The organism is Pseudomonas sp. Z4-7, assembly GCF_051131965.1.
In the GTDB taxonomy this organism is placed as follows: Bacteria; Pseudomonadota; Gammaproteobacteria; order Pseudomonadales; family Pseudomonadaceae; genus Aquipseudomonas.
Map to the genome: position 1 here is coordinate 3,483,078 of NZ_CP071642.1, position 19,715 is coordinate 3,502,792.

Annotated in this window: 17 protein-coding genes; 9 read left to right on the forward strand and 8 right to left on the reverse strand. The window is 60.9% G+C overall.

Annotation, left to right across the window (positions count from 1 at the left end; genetic code table 11):
* Positions 1-34: 34 nt before the first annotated feature.
* The 3 genes from zapE to J3P91_RS15635 form a co-directional block, all read right to left on the reverse strand.
* Entirely contained in the window at positions 35-1,156 is a 1,122-nt protein-coding gene (zapE, locus tag J3P91_RS15625) for a cell division protein ZapE (protein ID WP_434600973.1), read from the reverse strand.
* Between the two features lie 179 nt (positions 1,157-1,335).
* Positions 1,336-1,677, reverse strand: a complete 342-nt coding sequence (locus J3P91_RS15630) for a nuclear transport factor 2 family protein (protein ID WP_434573825.1) — start codon at positions 1,675-1,677, stop codon at positions 1,336-1,338.
* A gap of 52 nt (positions 1,678-1,729) precedes the next feature.
* Positions 1,730-2,446 carry a helix-turn-helix transcriptional regulator gene (locus J3P91_RS15635; protein WP_434573823.1) on the reverse strand — a complete coding sequence of 239 codons (717 nt, stop codon included), beginning with the start codon at positions 2,444-2,446 and terminating at the stop codon, positions 1,730-1,732.
* Between the two features lie 240 nt (positions 2,447-2,686).
* Here J3P91_RS15635 and J3P91_RS15640 point away from each other — a divergent pair, with 240 nt between their 5' ends.
* Positions 2,687-3,157 carry an LEA type 2 family protein gene (locus J3P91_RS15640; RefSeq protein ID WP_434600974.1) on the forward strand — a complete coding sequence of 157 codons (471 nt, stop codon included), beginning with the start codon at positions 2,687-2,689 and terminating at the stop codon, positions 3,155-3,157.
* Between the two features lies 1 nt (position 3,158).
* Here J3P91_RS15640 and J3P91_RS15645 read toward each other — a convergent pair whose 3' ends face one another.
* Positions 3,159-4,082, reverse strand: a complete 924-nt coding sequence (locus J3P91_RS15645; RefSeq protein WP_434600975.1) for a carbon-nitrogen hydrolase family protein — start codon at positions 4,080-4,082, stop codon at positions 3,159-3,161.
* 84 nt (positions 4,083-4,166) lie between these two features.
* Between J3P91_RS15645 and J3P91_RS15650 the strand changes: the two genes are divergently transcribed.
* On the forward strand, positions 4,167-5,075 hold the full coding sequence (locus J3P91_RS15650; protein ID WP_434600976.1) for a LysR substrate-binding domain-containing protein: 909 nt from the start codon (positions 4,167-4,169) through the stop codon (positions 5,073-5,075).
* 3 nt (positions 5,076-5,078) lie between these two features.
* Here J3P91_RS15650 and J3P91_RS15655 read toward each other — a convergent pair whose 3' ends face one another.
* The gene (locus J3P91_RS15655; RefSeq protein ID WP_003181187.1) at positions 5,079-5,333 is read right to left on the reverse strand and encodes a hypothetical protein; all 255 of its coding nucleotides are present in this window, start codon (positions 5,331-5,333) and stop codon (positions 5,079-5,081) included.
* Between the two features lie 161 nt (positions 5,334-5,494).
* Here J3P91_RS15655 and J3P91_RS15660 point away from each other — a divergent pair, with 161 nt between their 5' ends.
* Positions 5,495-5,812 carry a DUF883 family protein gene (locus J3P91_RS15660; protein WP_434573816.1) on the forward strand — a complete coding sequence of 106 codons (318 nt, stop codon included), beginning with the start codon at positions 5,495-5,497 and terminating at the stop codon, positions 5,810-5,812.
* A gap of 17 nt (positions 5,813-5,829) precedes the next feature.
* On the opposite strand, the gene J3P91_RS15665 is transcribed toward J3P91_RS15660, so the two are convergent.
* On the reverse strand, positions 5,830-6,861 hold the full coding sequence (locus tag J3P91_RS15665) for an Ldh family oxidoreductase (protein ID WP_434600977.1): 1,032 nt from the start codon (positions 6,859-6,861) through the stop codon (positions 5,830-5,832).
* Positions 6,862-7,086: 225 nt separating this feature from the next.
* Here J3P91_RS15665 and J3P91_RS15670 point away from each other — a divergent pair, with 225 nt between their 5' ends.
* Positions 7,087-11,889, forward strand: coding sequence for a dermonecrotic toxin domain-containing protein (locus J3P91_RS15670; protein WP_434600978.1), 4,803 nt, complete (start codon positions 7,087-7,089; stop codon positions 11,887-11,889).
* A 191-nt stretch (positions 11,890-12,080) separates the two neighbouring features.
* On the forward strand, positions 12,081-13,082 hold the full coding sequence (locus tag J3P91_RS15675; RefSeq protein WP_434600979.1) for a FecR family protein: 1,002 nt from the start codon (positions 12,081-12,083) through the stop codon (positions 13,080-13,082).
* Between the two features lie 49 nt (positions 13,083-13,131).
* On the opposite strand, the gene pvdQ is transcribed toward J3P91_RS15675, so the two are convergent.
* The gene (pvdQ, locus tag J3P91_RS15680; RefSeq protein ID WP_434600980.1) at positions 13,132-15,480 is read right to left on the reverse strand and encodes a bifunctional acylase PvdQ; all 2,349 of its coding nucleotides are present in this window, start codon (positions 15,478-15,480) and stop codon (positions 13,132-13,134) included.
* Between the two features lie 215 nt (positions 15,481-15,695).
* Here pvdQ and J3P91_RS15685 point away from each other — a divergent pair, with 215 nt between their 5' ends.
* The gene (locus J3P91_RS15685; RefSeq protein WP_434600981.1) at positions 15,696-16,076 is read left to right on the forward strand and encodes a fe2+ zn2+ uptake regulation protein; all 381 of its coding nucleotides are present in this window, start codon (positions 15,696-15,698) and stop codon (positions 16,074-16,076) included.
* A 7-nt stretch (positions 16,077-16,083) separates the two neighbouring features.
* On the opposite strand, the gene J3P91_RS15690 is transcribed toward J3P91_RS15685, so the two are convergent.
* Entirely contained in the window at positions 16,084-16,272 is a 189-nt protein-coding gene (locus J3P91_RS15690) for a hypothetical protein (protein ID WP_186631798.1), read from the reverse strand.
* Positions 16,273-16,518: 246 nt separating this feature from the next.
* Here J3P91_RS15690 and J3P91_RS15695 point away from each other — a divergent pair, with 246 nt between their 5' ends.
* The 3 genes from J3P91_RS15695 (at position 16,519) to J3P91_RS15705 (ending at position 19,636) form a co-directional block, all read left to right on the forward strand.
* Complete coding sequence (locus tag J3P91_RS15695; RefSeq protein ID WP_434600982.1) at positions 16,519-18,513, forward strand: methyl-accepting chemotaxis protein; 1,995 nt, start codon at positions 16,519-16,521, stop codon at positions 18,511-18,513.
* Positions 18,514-18,755: 242 nt separating this feature from the next.
* On the forward strand, positions 18,756-19,202 hold the full coding sequence (locus tag J3P91_RS15700) for a DUF411 domain-containing protein (RefSeq protein WP_305500630.1): 447 nt from the start codon (positions 18,756-18,758) through the stop codon (positions 19,200-19,202).
* Positions 19,202-19,636: a YqaA family protein gene (locus J3P91_RS15705; RefSeq protein ID WP_434600983.1), complete on the forward strand. Its 435-nt coding sequence runs from the start codon at positions 19,202-19,204 to the stop codon at positions 19,634-19,636. Before J3P91_RS15700 ends, J3P91_RS15705 begins: the two co-directional genes overlap by 1 nt.
* Positions 19,637-19,715 lie beyond the last annotated feature (79 nt).

The window sequence follows — 19,715 nt, forward strand, 5'->3', positions numbered from 1 at the left end:
ATAAGGCCGACGGCTTGGCGTCGGCAGGGTCGGGTCAGACGGGCTGACCAAAACGTTGCAGTTGCATTTCCTGAAGGCGACTGAGAGTACGGCGAAACGGGAATTGCAGATAGCCCTGCGTGTACAACTGGTCCATCGGCACTTGGGCCGACAGGTACAACGGCACTTTTCGGTCATAACATTCGTCGACCAAAGCAATGAAACGCCGTACGCCGTCGTCATGAATCGACAGCTGCGGCAGCTCGCGATCAGCGGCCTCGACCCGCTCGACCCCGTCTTCGGTGCCTCGGGCAATACGCCCTTCGCGTTGTTCGGCGCTCAGGCAGGGTACGTCACTGAGAAGAATGGCCTTGAAACGATCGCACAGCGCCATGAAATCCAGCGCCGAGAACGGTTGCTCGCAAAGATCGGGGTAACGGCTCCAAAGCACTGTATCGCTGGCCTGGACCGGAACGATCTGGCGATGGCCGACCTCGAGCGCCTGGTTGCAGGTTTTCTGTCCGGCGCTCAACTGGGCGAAAACCTCCGCCAACGGATCAGGCTGGGCCGGGTCACGCAGCCAATAACGCTGCTGCAAGGCACCCGGGTGCTGGCGATGATCCTGCCAGCCATTCACCGGCACGACCTGCATGTACTGCTTGATGGCCGTTATGGTCGGCAGGAAGCGCTCACGGTTGTGACCGCTGGCGTACAGCTCATCCGGCGGCAGGTTGGACGTGCTGACCACCACCATGCCCAGCTCGAACATCACCTGGAACAGGCGGCCGAGGATGATCGCATCGCCGATGTCGGTCACGAACAACTCGTCGAAGCACAACACCCGCACCTCTCGGCTCAGCTCCCGAGCCAGGGCCTGCAACGGATCTGGCGTGCCGGTGAGCTGGAACGAGCGCTGATGCACCCAGGCCATGAAATGATGAAAATGCTGGCGACGGGCCGGAACCTCGAGGCTTTCATAAAAGCGATCCATGAGCCACGTCTTGCCCCGCCCGACCGGCCCCCACAAGTAAACGCCCTTGATTGTTTTGCGGCCTTCGTGCAATGCCTGGTGGCACTGCTCCAATGCCATGATTGCCAGCTCCTGGGCTTCGTCCTGGACGAAGCCGTGGTGTTCGATGGCATGCTGCCAGGCGCTCAAGGGGGAAGTGAAAGTCATGCGACCCGGGTCCGGAAGGCGAAGGTCTGGAGTATGCCATGCAGCAGGATCCGAGAAGTATTTCATGATTCACCACAAATCCCGTGGCGAGGGAGCTTGCTCCCGCTGGGTTGCGTAGCAGCCCCAAGCTTTGCGGTCGCTGCGCAACCCAGCGGGAGCAAGCTCCCTCGCCACAAAAGTCAGGCGGAAATATCCAGCCGACTGATCTTCCCCTGCTCATCGAGCCGGAAGGTATAGCGCAACTCCAGTGGACTGCCGGGAAAGGTTCCGGAGATCAGGTTATGGACCAGCACCTTTCCGGTGCGTTGCTGCACGTTGAGGACTTCCACCCGCGGTTGGTAACGGCGCGCGGTATCTTCCATCCATTGGGCGATGGCCTGGGTGCCGACCCGGTGGTTGCCTTCATCGAACACATTGGCATCCTCGGCGAAGAAACGCGTCACCGCCGAGCTGTCGCGCGCATTCGCGGCAGCGATGTAGCCGGCAATGGCCGGGGCCAGGGAAGAGACGGGATTGGACATGTCAGGGGCTCCTTGTTGTATCGATCCGGAGCCATCCTAGAACAGCGCGGTGTCAGTTTTTGTCAGGAGTAAAACGCCCCGCCTCATCGAGATTCATCAGCGCCAACCAGGCTCGCAGCAAGTCGCTGCGCCTGCCGGGGTAGCGCTCGCCCTGGACGCTGGCTGAGGCAATCCGGTCGGTACGAAACGTCCGATAGGCACCGCGTAGCTCGCACCAGGCCACGACCACCCGCGCCTCATTGAAAAAGCCCAGGGCCAGCGGCCAGATCAACCGCTGGGTGGGGGTCTTGTTGACGTCGGCGTAATCGATATGCAACTTGGCTTGAGTGCGAATGGCCTGGCGGTAGACATTCAGCTCGACGGCGTTCTGCGGATAACCGTAACCCGGTGGGCCGGGCAATACCGTGGGGTTGTGCAAGGCATCGCGCAAACCAGGGGCCAACACCGCCTCGACCTTTGCCAAAGCGTCGGCGGCGGCCTTGCCCAGTACCTCATCGCCACGCTGGTCGACGTAGCGCAAGCCCAGCACTATGGCTTCGATTTCATCGGCGGTGAACATCAGCGGCGGGAGAAACAGGCCGCTGCGCAGCACATAACCTATGCCCGCCTCGCCCTGGATCGGCGCGCCCAGGGCAGTCAGTTCGGCTATATCGCGATAAAGCGTGCGCTCGGACACCTTCAGCTCGGACGCCAGCGTCGCGGCGGTAACCGGGCAGCGCTTGCCCCGCAAGACTTGCAACAAAGTCAGCAGCCGAGTGGTTCGCGACACGATGGCGGATCCAGGGAAAAGATGAAGCAGATTAGCAGAGGCTGGTGTCAGAAACTGTCAGCAGCCGTACCGCCGTGACATCAATCCCTGTGACGAGGGAGCTTGCTCCCGCTCGGTTGCGCAGCAGCCGCAAAAAACCGGGGCCGCTGCGCAGCCCAGCGGGAGCAAGCTCCCTCGCCACGGACTCATGCGTCGCCAGGTGATAGGGTTGTAACCAATAATCCACATGCGAGAACGTCCATGCGCAGAATCCTCGGCTTGCCCCTCATCCTCTTACTGCTCAGCCTGAGCGCCTGCGCCCTCTTCCCGCACCGCGACCCGCTGAATATCAACGTGGTCGGTATCGAGCCACTGCCCAGCGAGGGTCTGGAGATGCGCTTCGCGGTGAAACTGCGCTTGCAGAATCCCAACGAAACTGCCATCGACTACAGCGGTGCGGCATTGGATCTGGAAGTCAACGGCCGCACATTGGCGACCGGCGTCAGTGACCAGAGCGGCTCGATACCACGCTTTTCCGAAGCAATCCTGAGCATACCGGTGAGCATCTCGGCGTTTTCAGTGATCCGCCAGACCCTCGGCCTGAGCCAGACCCAGAGCCTGGACAACCTGCCCTATGTGCTCAAGGGCAAACTCGCCGGCGGCTTGTTCGGCACCCTGCGCTTCGTCGATCACGGAACCCTTGATCTACCAAATTCCGCGGCCACCTGGTGAATCATGCAATAAAGCGCACGCCCGGCTTGGCTCGCTCATCCACCACCAGCTCGAATACATCGGGCCGGGCGTAGTGCCCGACCACGTCATAGTCGTAACGCGCCCGCACCAGCTCATCGGTATCGATTTCAGCAGTCAGCAATCCGACGGAGCCCCTCAACGGCCCGGCCAGCACGTCGCCCATGGGCCCGACAATCACGCTGCCGCCAGCGATCAAGGGCCGCTCCGCCGGCCAGTTCGCCACCTCGATACCCAGCTCTGCCGGCGAGGCCTGGACCTGGCAGGCACTGACCACAAAGCAACGCCCTTCATGAGCGATATGCCGCATGCTCACCTGCCACATCTCCCGCTCATCCACCGTCGGCGCGCACCAGACGTCTATACCCTTGGCATACATCGCGGTGCGCAGCAGCGGCATCATGTTTTCCCAGCACACCGCCGCGCCCATGCGCCCGACCTGGCTGTCGATCACCGGTAACGTCGAACCGTCGCCCTTGCCCCAGATCAGCCGCTCAGTGCCGGTGGGCATCAGTTTGCGATGCCTGGCGACCAGGCCGGCGTCCGGTTCGAAGTACAGCGCGGTGCAGTACAGCGTATTGCCGGCGCGCTCGATGACGCCCAGCACCAGGCTTGCCCCGGTTCGCGCCGAAAGACCCGCCAGCGCCTCGGTTTCCGCACCGGGCACGTCGATGGCGTTGGCGAAGTAGCGGGCGAACGCTTCGCGCCCTTCCGGTAGCCGATAGCCGAGCTGGGTGCCAAAAGTCTCGCCCTTGGGGTAACCGCCCAGCAGCGCCTCGGGCATGACCACCAGGCGTGCACCGGCATCACGAATGGCATCTTCGTAGGAAAGAATCTGCGTGAGGGTTTCGCCTTTGCCGCCTGGCAGCGAGCCGATCTGCAGGGCAGCCACAATGGATTTGGGCATGGTCTTCAACTCCGTGATTTCAAGTGTTGCTGATTCTCAGGCGCCGACGGATCATGAATAAAGCCCTGTCCGCTGCTAAAAGATATGAAGCAAATGAATATCGCTGATGTAGACCTGAACCTGCTGAAGACCTTCGAAGCCCTGCACGACGAATCCAGTGCAAGCCGCGCCGCACTGCGCCTGGGCGTCACTCAATCGGCCATCAGCGCCGCGCTGCGCAGGCTGCGAGGCGTGTACGACGATCAATTGTTCGTGCGCACCGGCCGCGGCCTGGCGCCGACATTGCGGGCCAACCAACTGAAACCGGTGATCAGCGAAGCGTTGGACAAATGCCGCCAGAGCCTGGCGATGATCGATCCGGGCGCCAGCCACTACGAGGGCCGTTCAGTCATCGTCGGGCTGTCGGATGATTTTGAAATTGCCTATGGCCGGCGATTGATCGAGGAAGTTGCGCGACGAGCGCCGGGGCTGCGCTTGATCTTTCGCCAGACCCACAGCCAGATCGTCGGTCGCGCCTTGATGGAGCGCAGCCTGGACCTGGCGATCACAGCGGGGGGATTTACCGAACGGCTATTGAGTCGCCAGGTTCTCGGCGAAGGCGGCTACGCCTGCCTGGTCGACCCTGCCAGCCTGACGGAGGGCCAGCAGGGCCTGGGTATGGAAGCGTTCGTGACGCGGGAGCATCTGTTGGTTTCATCGGGCGGTTTCATCGGCATCACTGATGAAGGACTGGCCGCACTCGGTCTGCGCCGGCGGGTGAGCGCCTCGACCACTCACTTCGCCGCGCTGCCCTTCCTGCTCAAGGGCAGCCAGGCCGTGGCGACCATTCCAGACCATGCCGCCAAGGCCATCGCGGCGCTCAGCAGCCTGTCGTTGTTGCCCTGCCCGCTGGCGTTGCCGCGCTACCCGATCGAGCTAGGGTGGCGGACCCATGCGCAGCGGGACCCTGCCGCGGACAAAGTGCGCGAGGCGATCATTAAAACGTTCAGTTGAGGTTTATTTGTTCGCGGCCATCAGCCGATTGACCTCGCTGCGCACCATGTTGGCGTACTCCGGAGGCGACATGCCGTCCAGCTCGGCGCGCACCCACTCGGCCCATTTGCCCTTGCGCTTGGAGCGTTCGCCAAACAACCGCGCAGCGTCACCCTTGGCCTTGCCCAGGTTGTTTTGCCACAGCTCGAAAAGTCGGGATTTTTCATCTTCCAGCGCCGCGCGCTCGGCCAGGGGCTTGTCAGCCAGATTGAAACTCATGGGGAATTTCCTGTTGCGTAAATAGGCGCCATCTTACACCTTGCATAGAAACGTCTTAACCATGATTTTTGCCAGCGCCCCCGGGCCACGCCAACTGCTGCAACTTTTGCCCAAGCGCAACACTCCATTGTTCACTGCCATCAACCTCAAGGAGTACTTCAATGGCTCGCACAAGCGCCGCGCAAGCGAACGGAGAGCAAATCAAGGATCAAGCCTTCAGCGAACTGAAAGCGTTGATCGAAGAGTCGGAGAAGCTGCTCAAGAGCGGTGCCGCCCTGGTTGGCGAAGACGCGGAGAACCTGCGCGAGCAGATTTCACAGAAACTGCGCCAAGCCCTGGATTCGGTCGCCAGCGCTCGGGAGCGCACGCGCCCGATGGTCGACGCCACGCAGGCTTACATCGGCGGCCATCCCTGGCAGACAGTAGCGATTTCCGCGGGTTTCGGGCTCGTGGTGGGCTTGTTGCTAGGACGCCGTTAAGCCCCAGGTAAAAAAGCCTATAGCCCCGCCAACTCGCGCAGTTGGCCCAGCGTCTGCTCGTCCAGCACAATCCCTTGTTCGCTGGACTTGCTGCGCTCACGGTGTCGGCGATCCCCTGGCAACCGACGCAATCCGACACCGTGCATCTGCCTGACCAATTCTTCGCTGCGTGAAGCGAAATCCTGGCCGGCGGCCTTGCTCGGATCGATCACGATCAACAACTGTCCGGTCCAGGGAGTCTTGGCTCCCGGATGGTTGTGCCAGTCGAACTCGAACGAAAAGTTGCCCCCCGTCAGCGCGGCCGCCAGCAGTTCCACCATCATCGACAAGGCCGACCCCTTGTGACCGCCAAACGGCAGTAGCGCGCCGCCCTCCAGAATCGCCTTCGGATCACAGGTCGGCTGACCGAGGCTGTCCACTCCCATGCCGGGAGGCAATCGCTCACCTTTGCGCGCGGCAATCTGCACGTCGCCATGGGCGATGGCGCTGGTAGCGAGGTCAAAAACGATCGGCTCGCCGCCGTTGCGTGGGGCGGCGAAAGCAATGGGATTGGTACCGAACAATGGCCGATCCGCACCATGGGGCACCACACAGGTCATGCTGTTGACCACGCTCAAGGCCACCAGGCCTTCATAGGCGAACGGCTCGACATCCGGCCACAGCGCGGCGAAGTGGTGAGAGTTGCGTATCGCCAGCACCGCAATACCGGCGCTGCGAGCCTTTTCCACCAGCAATGGGCGGGCGGCGGCCAGGGCGGGCTGGGCAAAGCCGTTGCAGGCATCGACCCGGACGAACCCGGACGCAACATCCTCGACGATCGGCACGGCCTGGCCGTTGACCCAGCCGCTGTTCAACGTCGAAACATACCCGGGCATGCGAAACACCCCATGGCTGTGAGCACCATCACGCTCGGCGCCGGCGCAGTTCTCGGCCAAGGTGCGAGCGACGTCGTTCGAGGTGCCATGGCGCAGGAAAATCTGCTCCAGCAAGCTCACCAAAGCGTCAAAGGACAAGCTGCCAGAACCGGCATGATTGGATGGTGCGGACATCTGAAGCTCCATAGTGATTGTTGGAGGTAGCAACAGCGTGAAGAGGCAAGCTCGCTGATTACCGCTTCACGGCAACCATGTCAACCGCCCAAGCCCGCATCATGGTTCGACAGACTTGCAGCTTGCGTGCGGTAACTATGTACCACCTTTCTTCGTTCCATGTTGCCTAGTCTGGCGCCTCACTGACGGCTGTATCGCCTTGAGGCGCCTGATCGAGAAGCAACGATGACTATTGCAAAAACGCCCCTGCTGTTCCCCGAAATATTCAAAGCCCAGCGCCTGGATGAATTGACCATGCCCCACGGGTTGACCCAGGCAGATCTTGACTGGCTGCATCACGCTGCCCTGCCCAACTACACGCAACGCGGCGAGCAGTCACCCGCAATGACGATCGAAACGATCACCCTGGATGTCCAGGGCAAACCCTTGATCCCGCTCGCCGGATGCCTGGTGCTCAGCGCGCCGGGCGATTACCCGGCATTCCTCTATACACCGTACGGCGGCATCGCAAAGTTCGATAGCCCGGAAACCCTCGAGCACAAGCTTGATGAAATGCTGGCGACACCGCTGGAACGCAATGAGCTGTTTCGCCTCCTTTCGCTCTCCCAGCGCAACGAACTCAATGACGCATCCTTCCAGAAAACCCGCCGAACAGTCTACGGAGATCCGCTCGAGACACGATTGGCATCGATCCGAAATGCCCAGGAACTCAACGCCCGGGCAATGGTGCATGAGTTGCTCCAGGTTCCGTCGCTGGCAGCGATGCTCGACCAGATATTGCAGGAGCTGTTGGACAACTTCGATCATAAGCAGGCACGCGTCTCGCTTAGCCTCATCAAGGGCGCGGACGTCCCGTTACAGCAGTGGACCCGGAACATGCCACTGAGTGATGCAGTGCTGATCTACTTCCATCATCAAGGCTGGCCTGACGGATACGAGGCGGCTTTCACTCACCCCGCCACCGAGGAGTCGCCCGCAAACGCCTTGCACTGGCAAACCATGGTAAAGCTCACCGCAAGGAATCTGGTGCGCCATCTCACTGATCGTCTCGAGGCCTACTGGGACGCTGCGAGTCCCCTGAACATTTCACGGCGACAGTTCCTGTCCCGTGTCATCGACGACAAGCTGCGGTCAGCGATCGTTATCGAACGCGAAAAAGGCTACCTGACAGAAGCACAAAGCAGCGAGCTGCATCGCCTGTTTCGGCCATCTCGCCAGGACGAGAGGTTGATGTTCATCGAAACGGTTCGCCTCTGGGACCATGCAACCCACAGCGTCGAACTGGCGGGCTCGTTGATGATCAGCGCGAATGGCCACTACCTTTACACCCCTGGCAAAGGCATTCAGAAAGTTGACCATCATCTGGACTTCAGGGATACGTTGCTGGGCCCGCCCACCGCGGCCCCGCAAATGGACGCCCTCTATGGGCTGCTGAGCCTTGAAGAACGCAACCGTTTTCTGCGCTTCGATGCTCCGCAGGTTTCCGGCAAAGAGGTGGGCTTGCCCGTAGCCGAGTCCCTGGGCCAGGCGATCATTGCCAAACAGCTGGACAATATTCACTTCGCGCTGGAAATGTCCCGCCAGGGCGAGTTTGACACCCATGCGCTGGTGGACAAGGCGCTGGACATACGCACCCTGATCGACAACAGCCTGCTTGACCAGAAGGTAGACGGGCACTGGGGCGCGCGGCCGGCGTTTTATGGAAACCTGCGCCCCTCCAATTTCATCGCCGATGTGCTGCAAAGAAAGCTCAAGACCTATGCCAGCGTGCAAGACGCTATTGATACCGAGTTCCGGCTGTTACCCCATTCAAGCGAATCAGAGCTGCTGGGTAGCGAGCTGAGTAAGCTGCTTTCCAAGCTGTGCAGTGCTTTTTCCCTGGGCATCCGAGAGGAGGCCGAGCTGCGGCAGCTCAACGGGACGCTGTCGACCGACGTCCACAAGCTGATCAACAGCGTGTTTGCCTTCGACGCAAACTACCCCGACCGTGAACAACGCCCAAGCGTCAAAGGTTTCCGCCCGGACGTATATTCGCTGAAGTTGACCTGCACAACGGAAGGCGCCACGACCGCCGTTTCTCCGGCCAGTTGCTTCCTGCTGACCGAGCGTGGCGGGCTGGATACGCCTTTTTCCGGCACGGCAATCCTGTGGATCCCCATTTGCGGACTCAAGGTTTTTCCGTCCGTCGCCCTTGCCAGCCAACAGTTGAATCAATACCTGTCCGACTCCCGGTCGCGTTTCGATGTGCTGTCCAATCTCACGCCCGCGCAACGTAATCCCCACGCCAGCTACCAGCTCGAGGCGTTTGAACTGATCGAAGGCAACGTGCTGATGAATCGGATGACTTCGTTCAGCGAACACTTCGCGGCCGAACACGCGTATCTGCGTGCTTTAAAGATAGGGGACTGGCGACTGGCCGAGCCGGCATTGCTCGAAGGTTTGAAAGCGCTGCTGGAAAAAGGCGCCCCGACCAACCTGTCAAACGCCGAGCGCATCGCCCACTCCAACAGGTTTCAGCAAAAGCTTCCCGCCTGGCTGGGCGCCGCCTCGCTCGAGGATCAACGCCTGCATATCGAGTTGCTTGAACAATATCGAAACAGCGTAACCGAGGACAAGGACTACCTGGACGGTATAGAACCGCTACGCGCCTACGTCGAAAGAACCTTGAAAGCGCTGCTGAAAACGCGCTTCCCCGGCATCGATCTTGACCCCGCCACGCTGCTGATTTCGCCCCATCTTGCGCTGGCAGGCCCGGCAAGCAGCCTGACCGAGTTCGCGTTGAATCATCTCGACAGTCGTCAGCGACCCGGCTTCAAGATTTCATCGATGTCACAACAAAAACTCCCCGACAACTTGACCGAGACCGCCGTCAGGCAAACGCTGCTATCGCTGGGTACTTCAACCCACTACAGGGCGCATGTGCTGGAAAAGCTCTCCGACAGCGTTGCTGACATCCAGCAAAGGAAAAGCCGATTTTATCGACAACTACCCTGGCAACTGCTGCAACACGCCCACGCGCGATATTTGCAACAGGGTCTCTCTCCTGTTGCTTTCAGGCTGATCAGCCAAGTGTTCGATATGCCGGACAGCATCGCCCGGCTGGCAACGGAGGGGGGCGAGGCAACCATTCGCCCGATTGAGCTGATCAAGACGCAAGGCGCCGAAGCCGTCAAGGCGACAGGGCTTTATCTGATCGGGTCGAGCGTCGACGCAAAAGCCCCCCATATCCTGTATTCGCCTTACCATGAAGGCGACGTCTTCACCGAGCTCGCGAGCGAAGCGAGCGTCATCGCCGCTTTCAACCGGCCAGGGTCGCTTCAGGACATGCTGATTCACCGGCTTCCGGAAAGCCAGCAGGCCACGTTCCGGAACCTCTTCGCGTCCACGGCTGGAGAACTCTCGGAAATAACCCTGGCTTCGAACCCGATCTCCAGCCTCCTCAATACGTTGTTCAACGACAACAACTCATTGCTGGCAGGCATGCTGAAAACCCAAACCGATGAGACACGCCAATTCGACTGGCAAACCGTCGGGCATCTTTTCAGCACCGGCATCAAGGCCCTTGGTCGGGTATTGCCGGGCAAACTCGCCTTGATCGAGACACTCATGGACGCCTATGAAGATTTCAAAGCCTCCTCCGAGGCCTTCAAGCAACATGACTGGGGAGCAGGCTTGCATAACTTCATTTCCGGCGCGGCGGAAATGGTCTCCCTGGGCTGGCTCAATCGGGACGATACCTTCGGCCTGCTCGATCCGGTCGGTCCCGCTGCCCTGCCGCACCCTGCGCTAAAAAAACCAACTGATTGGCAGCGCCTGACCGGTGCAGCGCGGACCGACCTGCAGGCTTTCGTAGATCTCAAGGTCAGCCTGGCCGACCTGAAGAAACATGCAAGCGACGGTACTCATGAGGCCCTGGCGTCCGGCAAGCGCTACGCCCCGGTGTTCGGCAAGGTTTTTCAGGTAGCAAAGGCTGCCCACGATTGGCGCATCGTCCACCAGAATGGAGAAGGGCCGATACTCAAGCGCTCGCCCGAGTCCGGGCGGTGGACCATTGATCCAGACTCGCAGCACATCCGCTACGGCAAAGTGATGTCGACGCTGACCGATGTGTATAGCGACTTCAACGCGAAGGAGGTCCTCAATATTGAAGCACGGGGCATGAAGCAGATACGGCGGATATCCCCCTCCCGCGCCAACATGATCGAGCAAGCCCTGGAGACGGCACGGCATTACTCCTGCAACGCGCTGCAAAATCTTGAACAGGTCAAAGGCGGCGTGCCTGCGGGTTCTCGACTGGACACGTTCCTGAAGTTTTTCCTCGGTGTCAGGGCAATCGACGCTGGCCTTGTAAAAAAAATCCACAGCGCTGTCGCCCCCATCTGCCAGACGTTAGCAGATCCGTTGTGGTTGCGGCAGAACGGCAGTCGCATCGTAATCGGCATCACCAAAAGCGCCCACTATGATGCGAGTGCCTTCGTATTAGAGGGCGGCAAGGGCGGCAGGATTTATCTCACCCAAGAGTTTTTCGCCATGGTGCCGGATTGGTACAGCAGTGCCGTGCCCGATACATTCAATGTCGACGCGCACGCCCAAGGCGCAACCTTCATTCATGAACTGTCCCATCTGCTGCGCGACACACTGGATATCGTCTACCTGGCAGCCTACTTACCATTCCACGACCTCATTTTAACAGTGACTCCATTGGCACAAGAAAAAGCCGCTGAACAAAAGGACCTGCAACTCAACGGTTTTTCGTGGACCACGCCGCGCGCACGCCTGTTCACGGATTGGGACCGTGCAACCCACTCGCTCAAGAGTCTCGACCTCCTGCCCTGGCACAAAGACACCGTCAAAACAATTCTGCAGATCACCCGCACTGCAAATCTGGAGCAAGCCCGCGACGCATTCCTGAACCTGAACTCAGCGGATCGACGGATCGACGTCATATTTAAAAATGCCGACTCTATAACGCTGCTCATTTGTGAGCTGGGGCGACAATTGGATCCGCCTCCGGTGGCTACGCCATAGTGGGTACACCCTTCCTGGAATGCGGGTCGATTTGATCTTTTTTTCACGCCGCTTGTGGGACGGTATGGCTCCAGGGGGCAGCAGCGGGCTTTATCACATGAAAAACAAGGGTATTTGATGCTTAATCGCCATGTCGGTTGTTCTCGGCAGCTGCCGTCGAAGGTTAGAATGCGGCAAACCAGGAACAGCCAATGACCGAACGAATACTCTCGGAAGCCGAATACGACGCCATCAGCGATGCGGCCGCGCATTGGTGCATGCGTTTGCACGCTGATGACTGCACCGATGCCGACCGATTGGCGTTCAAGCAATGGCATGACGCCGACCCTCTGCACGCTTTCGAATACCAGGCCATGCTGGAAATCTGGGGCGTGGCCGAGCATCTGCCGCGTGTCGAATCCGCGCCGACCCCGCCAGCCCGGCGGCCACGGCCGCGTTGGAGCCGTCTGGCTGTCGCCGCCGCGGTGATCGCGCTGGGCTTGCCCCTGGCCGCGTTTACCGGTTGGAACATGGGTTGGCTGCCTGACTCGTACCAGCGCCTGGAAGCCGGCGCGAGCGTACGTCATGTCACGCTGGGCGATGGCAGCCAGGTGGAGCTCAATCTTGGCAGCGAACTGGTGTTCGCCAACTACAAGCATGAGCGTCGGGTCACGCTGAAAAAAGGCGAGGCGTTCTTCGATGTCAGTCACGACACCCGGCATCCTTTCGTCGTTCGGGCGGGCCAGGGCAAGGTGCGTGTGACAGGCACCCGTTTCAACGTGTGGATGTATCAGGACCAGGTTCGGGTCACACTGGTGGAAGGCTCGGTATGGGTGACCAGCAACATGAACGCCACTGCGGGCGGCTCGCAACTGTCACCGGGGATGCAGGCAAGCTACAAGGCGGGCGATTTCCAGCCGCAGGTACGCGAGATCGAACCCGGCGACAGCTCCCTGGCCTGGCGCAACGGCAAGCTGGTGCTGAATGACCTGGCCCTTTCCGACGCAATGCCATTGATCAATCGCTACCTCGAACGTCCCGTCATGCTGGCCGACCATGCTACCGGCACCCTGCGTGTCGGCGGCATCTACAACCTCAACGAAGTGAAGAACCTCGTGCCCTCGCTGCCCAAGGTCCTGCCGATCTATCTGACCCAGAACCAGGACGGCAACCTGGTCCTCAATTCCATCGGTCATCATCCGGCCAAACATTAAAAAAGCCGCGCCCATTCGGGTCGCGGCTTTTCTTCACGACAAAGCTGCCTTACTGCGTCGCGACCCTGCCCGCCTCATCACGCTCGCGGATGACCTTGGCCTGGTAGTTCGGATCGGCCTTGATCTGCTGTTCGGTAAAGGGCAGCGTGCTCCACTGCCGCTTCGAGAACGCCTGGGTCTGGTCCGCCGAGTAAGGCGAGGCCGGGTCACTGGAAATGGAAAACGCCAGCAGTCCCTGGGCCTGGGGGCCGCTGCCATCGAATGTCACCACTTGCAGATAGCTGGTGCCGCTGACCACTTCCCGCTTGCCGTTCGCCCCCGGCACACTCTGGATCGCGTTATAGATTCCCAGCTCCGCCGGGCCGCCGTGGATCGGCGTCTGGCGACCGCCCTGGCTGGCAACCTGGACGTCCCGCCAGCGGCTGTCCGCCGCCAGCCCTGCCGATTTCACCGACTCCAGTGAAGCCAGCATGGCCTGGCGCAGCGCCTCGGCCACCGCAGGCCGCTCGATTGCCAGGCCCCGCGGAGTGTGTTGCGGATCTTTCGGATCGAACGCGACGCGCCAGGTATCAGGCACGGCTTGCAGCGTCTTCATGATCTGCTGGAAATGCACGAAGCCGACGCCGCTGTCCAGGCTCGCCGTGCGATCCCAGGCCTTCAGGCGGGTGCATACTTCGGTCAGAGCTGCGGCATCAGCCTTCAGGTCCCCGGCGCAGAAGGCCAGCAGGTCCGGCATCAACTGGTCCGCCAGGTAAACCTTGTCGTCCATGACCATGCGCTGCAGCTCATCCACTTGCACCGGCCCGTCTTTGCCCAACTGGCCCAGTCGATCCAGCGCGAAACGTGCGCGCAACCCCAGCGGTTGATCCTGCTGGCTGATCAGTGGCGAATAACCGGACAAGGGCTGAGCGGGATTGACCATCCAGGCCGAATCGTTGGAGTTCTGCACGTAATCACGACGCGACAACTGCGGCAGTTTGTCGGCGGCGTAGATGCCCTTCTGCGCGGCCTTGGGGTCCACGCTCCAGTTGCATTCGCTGCGCGAGCCATCCAGCACGATCAGTTTCAGCCCGGCCCTCGGATCACTGCACCGCGCCAGCTTGGCCGCGTCAACGTTGGGCACCACCGAAACGTTCATGTAGAGACTTTGTCCCTGGTCGTCCACCGCCAGGGTATTGACCCAGGGAATCCCGTGGATCCGCTGGACCGACGCCTGCAGATCCTTGAGCGTGACCGCCTGATTCATGGCGTACCACTGCGCCAGCACCCGATCGTTCTCCAGGTTCGCATCCCGCAGGCTGTAGGCGAAGCGGTTGTCCCAGTCCAGCTTGCCGGGCCATTGCACCACCGGCCCGAATTGCGAGCCGTACACCACCCGCGAAACCGGCTTGATCTGCCCGTCGGCCTGCTTGACGTCCACCGTGACCACCTGCTGGCTCATCGGCACTGACTTGCCATCCAGCAGATAGCGGGTCGGGTCCTTCGGGTCGAGCTGCAGGCGGTACAGGGTGAAATGCTTGGAGGTGTCGACGGTGTGGGTCCAGGCCAGGTGCTGGCTGAAACCGATATTGATCATCGGCAAGCCGGGCAACGCGGCGCCCATGACATCCAGCTTGCCGGGAATGGTCAGGTGCATCTGATAAAAGCGCATGCCGCCCACCCAGGGGAAATGGGGATTGGCGAGTAACATGCCGCGACCGTTGAACGAACGTTCGCTGCCGATTGCCACGGCATTGCTGCCGCGGTCGAGGGCGAAGCGCTGCTGGCGGGTCGCGGCGACCTCGAAGCCGGACATCGAGGTGTCGGCCTGTGTGGTCGCCTTGGGCGGCTGCGCGCCCGCCACGGCCTCGGCGAACTGGCCGACGCCGCCTTCCACCAACAGGCGCCGGGTCAGTTTGACCAGGTCCAGCGCAGTGATTGGCCTCACCCATTCGCTGGCGCACTGTGCGGGCAAGCCCTGTGCCTTGCGCTCGGCCAGTGCGCGGTTGTAACCGGCCACGTAGCCTTCGACCAGTTGCTGCACCTGGGGCGTCTGGGCCTGCCAGAAACCGGATACGGCCTGAGGCGTGTTGAGCCAGCTGAAAAACAGGTCGCTGGCCCGGTTGGACCGCTGCTCCAGGGTGACCTGTTCGGGGCCGAAGTAACGCGAGCGCTGGCCGTTGACCGTCACAATCTCGTTGGCCAACAGGCAAAGATTATCCTGGGCATACGCGTACCCGATGCCGTAGCCCAATCCACGCTCATCCTGGGCGCGTATGTGCGGCACGCCAAAACTGGTGCGGCGAATCTCGGCGGTGGCCTGCTCCACCTCTCCTCGCGCGCTGACAACGGTACTGACACCCAGGGCCATCCCCAGCAACGCACCCGCAAGGCAAAACCTCGATAACTGCCCGGACATTCTCACGCTCACTCCTGATCAAAAACCAATACGCCTCCCTTGGGAACGAACCGGATGAAAAAAATTTAACCGCGGACAACCGCCTGACTGCGGGGCTTTGCTGATTTCCAGGCATTTTTTTCACATCGCCGCCTTCATGATTGGCCCTCCTCGTTCGTCTTATAGAGGAGAGCATTTCATGACCTTTTCTGATCAGGCTGTTAAGGAGTCTTTACATGCATAACGCACCAATGCCCATGGAGGGCAAGCCAGGATCGGCACGTATGTCAATGAGCACCACCAACAACGTCTTCGCCAAACCAACGGAACGCGGCGGCAATGACCACATCAGGCGCCTGCTCAAGAGCTACGGGCTGCGAACAAGCCTGATCCGCCTGAAGGTGATCGATGCGCTGGTCAAGGCCGCCGAAGAGAATCGGCAACTGGGGGTGCGGGGTGTGCATAGCCAGTTGCTGGGGCTGGACATTCCGTTGTCCTTCCTCAGTGTGCGCGAGGTGCTCAAGCGCCTGTGCAGCGAGGGGGTCGTAAGCCTCCATCCGGATAAAAGCTACAGCTTGCACCCGAGTGCGGTGGCCGTGCTCAACGCCAAGCAGTAGCCGGGACTCAAGGCTTGACCTTGCGCCTCATCACCCCGTTGATCACCACCACGATGACCGCCACGGCAATAGCAATGTATTGAAACAGCTGCTCGCTGATCATGCCTTTACCTTGCATCCATGACAGCCCGAGCATGATTGCCAGGACAACGAGGACCACCAGGATCGAGTATTTCAAACGTTGCGAATGAGTCATTTGCCAATTTCCTGAATATATTCGTGCTGTTTCCGCGCGCCTGCCAGGCTCGTGCCCGGTGCGATGACGAGGCCGCAAACGGATGCCCATGGTACAGCCGTCGGAGCGTTTTTGGCGCAGTTACGACAGGTCCTGAACCAACAATGTGCGCCATGGAGTTCAAGACCGCTGGCGATAGGCCGATAAAGACAAGTACGTCCGTTCCACTTGTCTCTAGAAAGCCGCCATCGTGCAAGGAATCTCTACATGCCCGCATTCCGCACCATTCAAGCCCGCTATACGCTGTTCCTGGTTCTGTTCATCCTGGTGCTGTCCATCCTGACGGTGGTCGGTATCAGCTATCTGGTCGCGCCAAAGCTGCGCCAGACCGAGGAGCAAGTGGCGCTGAACCGCATTGAAGAGGTCGCGGAACAGATCCAGGGCGAGCTGAACAAGGTGCAGGCGCAGCAGCGGAGCATCACCCAGACCATCCCGCTGCTCGACAGCGACGCCATCGACAAGGTATTGCCTGGCCTGGTGGATCAATACGGCGAATTGAAGGTGTTCGGCGGCGGGATCTGGCCACTGCCCAACCAGCGCGCCGAGGGTCGCAGCAAGTTCAGCACGTTCTGGCACCGCGACGCATCCGGCAAACTGGCGGTCAACACCTTCTGGAACAGCGACGCTGCGCCGAACTATTTCGAACAGCCGTGGCACAAGGGCGGCATGGCCACCCCTCCCGGCAAATGCGCCTGGGCCGCTGCCTACAAGGACGACGCCAGCGCCGAGCCTCGGACCAACTGCGCCATGGCGATCCAGAAGAACGGCGCGCCTTACGGCGTTTCCACCGTTGACGTGACCTTGGGCTTTTTCAACGATCTGATCGCGCGCAAGGAAGCGGAACTGAGCGCCGAGATGTTGATCGTCGAAGCCGACGGCAAGATCATCAGCAACAGCTCGCGTATCAGCGGGCCGATCGTGCTGAAGAACATCAGCGAGCTGGCGGCTACCTCGCCGTTCGCCGCCCAGGTCAAGGCCGGCCTGGCCAACCGTGACCAGCCGTTGCAACGGCTCGAGTTCGACAACAAGGGTGAGGCCAGCACGTTTTTCATGCGCCCCATCGAAGGCTCCCCATGGTTCCTCGCCACTGCCCTGCCGACCCGCCTGATCACCGCCCAGCGTGACGACGTGTTGAGCACGCTGAGCCTGCTGCAGATTCCGCTGGTGATCCTGTTGGTGCTGATGCAGTTGTACGCCATCCGCCAACTGACCCACCGCATGAAGGTCCTCAAAGGCAATATTGACGCGCTGTCCACTGGCGATGCCGACCTGACCCGACGCATCACCATCCGTGCCGAAGACGAACTGGGCGCCATTGGCCATTCGGTCAACCGGTTCATCGCCTATCTGCAAGACATGATCGGCGAAGTCACCCAGGCCACCGGCGCCATGGCCTCGGGCCTGGACAGCCTGCAGCGGAGTTCGGCCCACACCAGCGAAATCCTGATGCGCCACGCCTCGGAAACCGACCAGACCGTGACAGCCATCACCGAGATGAGCTCCACCGCTGAAAGCGTGGCGCAAAACGCCGCCGAGACGGCAGCATTCACCCAGCGCGCCAATGAGCATGCCGATCGTTCGCGGGTCGTGGTCGGTGAAGCGTCCAACAGCGTCGTGGCGCTGATCGATGAAGTCGCCAGCGCCACGCGCAAAGTCGAAGACATGCAGCAGGACGCGCAACGCATCACCGAGATTCTCGGCGTGATCGGCGCCATCGCCGGGCAGACCAACCTGTTGGCCCTCAATGCCGCCATCGAAGCGGCCCGGGCCGGCGAGCAGGGCCGTGGCTTCGCGGTAGTCGCCGACGAAGTCCGCGCCCTCGCCGCCCGCACCCAGGCCAGCACCTCGGAAATCAATGAAATGCTGACCCGCCTGACCCAGGGCGTAACCTCGTCGGTCGCGGCCATGGAAAACACCCAGGCCAGTTGCCAATCGGCGGCCGACGCCACGTCCCGGGTCAACTCGGGCCTGGATGAAATGGCCGGCTCCGTCAGCCAGATCAACAGCCTGAGCACCCAGATCGCCACCGCTGCCGAACAGCAGAGCGCAGTGACCGAGGAAATCAACCGCAGCATGGTGCAGATCCGCCATATGGTCGAGGAACTGGTGGAAAGCGGCCTGGCCAGCCAGAACAACACCCGCCAGCTGCTGGAAGCCAACAGCCGGGTGAATGCGATCATGGGGCGGTTCAAGGTTCGCTAAGAGGCATTCACCAATAACTGTGGGAGCGAGCTTGCTCGCGATAGCGGCGGCATAACCAGCATTATCGTAGCTGACCCTCCGCCATCGCGAGCAAGCTCGCTCCCACAAAAGGCACCGGCATCCCCCCGGCCACCTGCTTTGGCAAAGCTGACAATTCTGTAATCCGCGCCTCAGCCTCGTGTCAGCCGCTCGCCGCTACTCTGTTATCCTCCTTCCAAACTGTTCGCTACGAGACCATACACATGGCCCATCCCCTGCACCTGCTCGCCTTGAGTACCTTGCTCATTTCCGCCCTGGCCCAGGCCGCCGAACCGGCGACCATCGATGTGCACCGCGACGCCAATTGCGGTTGCTGCAAGAAGTGGATATCCCACTTGCAGGAGAACGGTTTCAAGGTCAACGACCATGTCGAGGCCGACATGAGCGCGGTCAAGCAACGCCTCGGCGTCGCGCCCAACCTGCGTTCCTGCCACACCGCCGAAATCAACGGCAAATTCGTCGAGGGCCACGTTCCGGCCGAGCAGGTGCTGGCATTGAGCAAACGCGACGACCTGCTTGGCGTGGCCGCGCCCGGCATGCCGATGGGCTCGCCAGGCATGGAAATGGACGGCATGAGCGATGCCTACCAGGTGATCGGGCTGAAAAAAGACGGGACGCAAACCGTGGTGGCGGACTATCCGGCCCATTGATGGGCGAGGCGTATATCGGGCTGTTCTTTGCAGCGTTTGGCGCGGCGACCCTGTTGCCGTTGCAATCCGAGGCGCTGCTGGTGGGCCTGCTACTCAGCGAACGTTACGCCATTTGGCTGCTGGTGGCAGTGGCAACCTTGGGCAACGTCCTCGGTTCCCTGGTGAACTGGTGGCTGGGTACACGCCTGGAACAGTTCAAGGATCGCCGCTGGTTTCCGGTCAGCCCGTCCCACCTGGACAAGGCCCGTCGGCACTATCAACGGTATGGCTACTGGTCGCTGCTGCTCAGTTGGCTGCCCATCATCGGCGATCCGCTGACCTTGATCGCAGGCGTGATGGGTGAGCCCTGGCGGCGCTTCCTGTTGATCGTGACGCTCGCCAAAGGCTTGCGTTATGGCGTGCTCACCTGGGCGACCCTCGGCTGGATGGGTTGAACGTTCCTGCGCTTGGGTTGCCTGTGGTTAATGTCGCCATAATCGAGCCGTTCCAGGATCGGCCGGTTGCCTCAAGGAG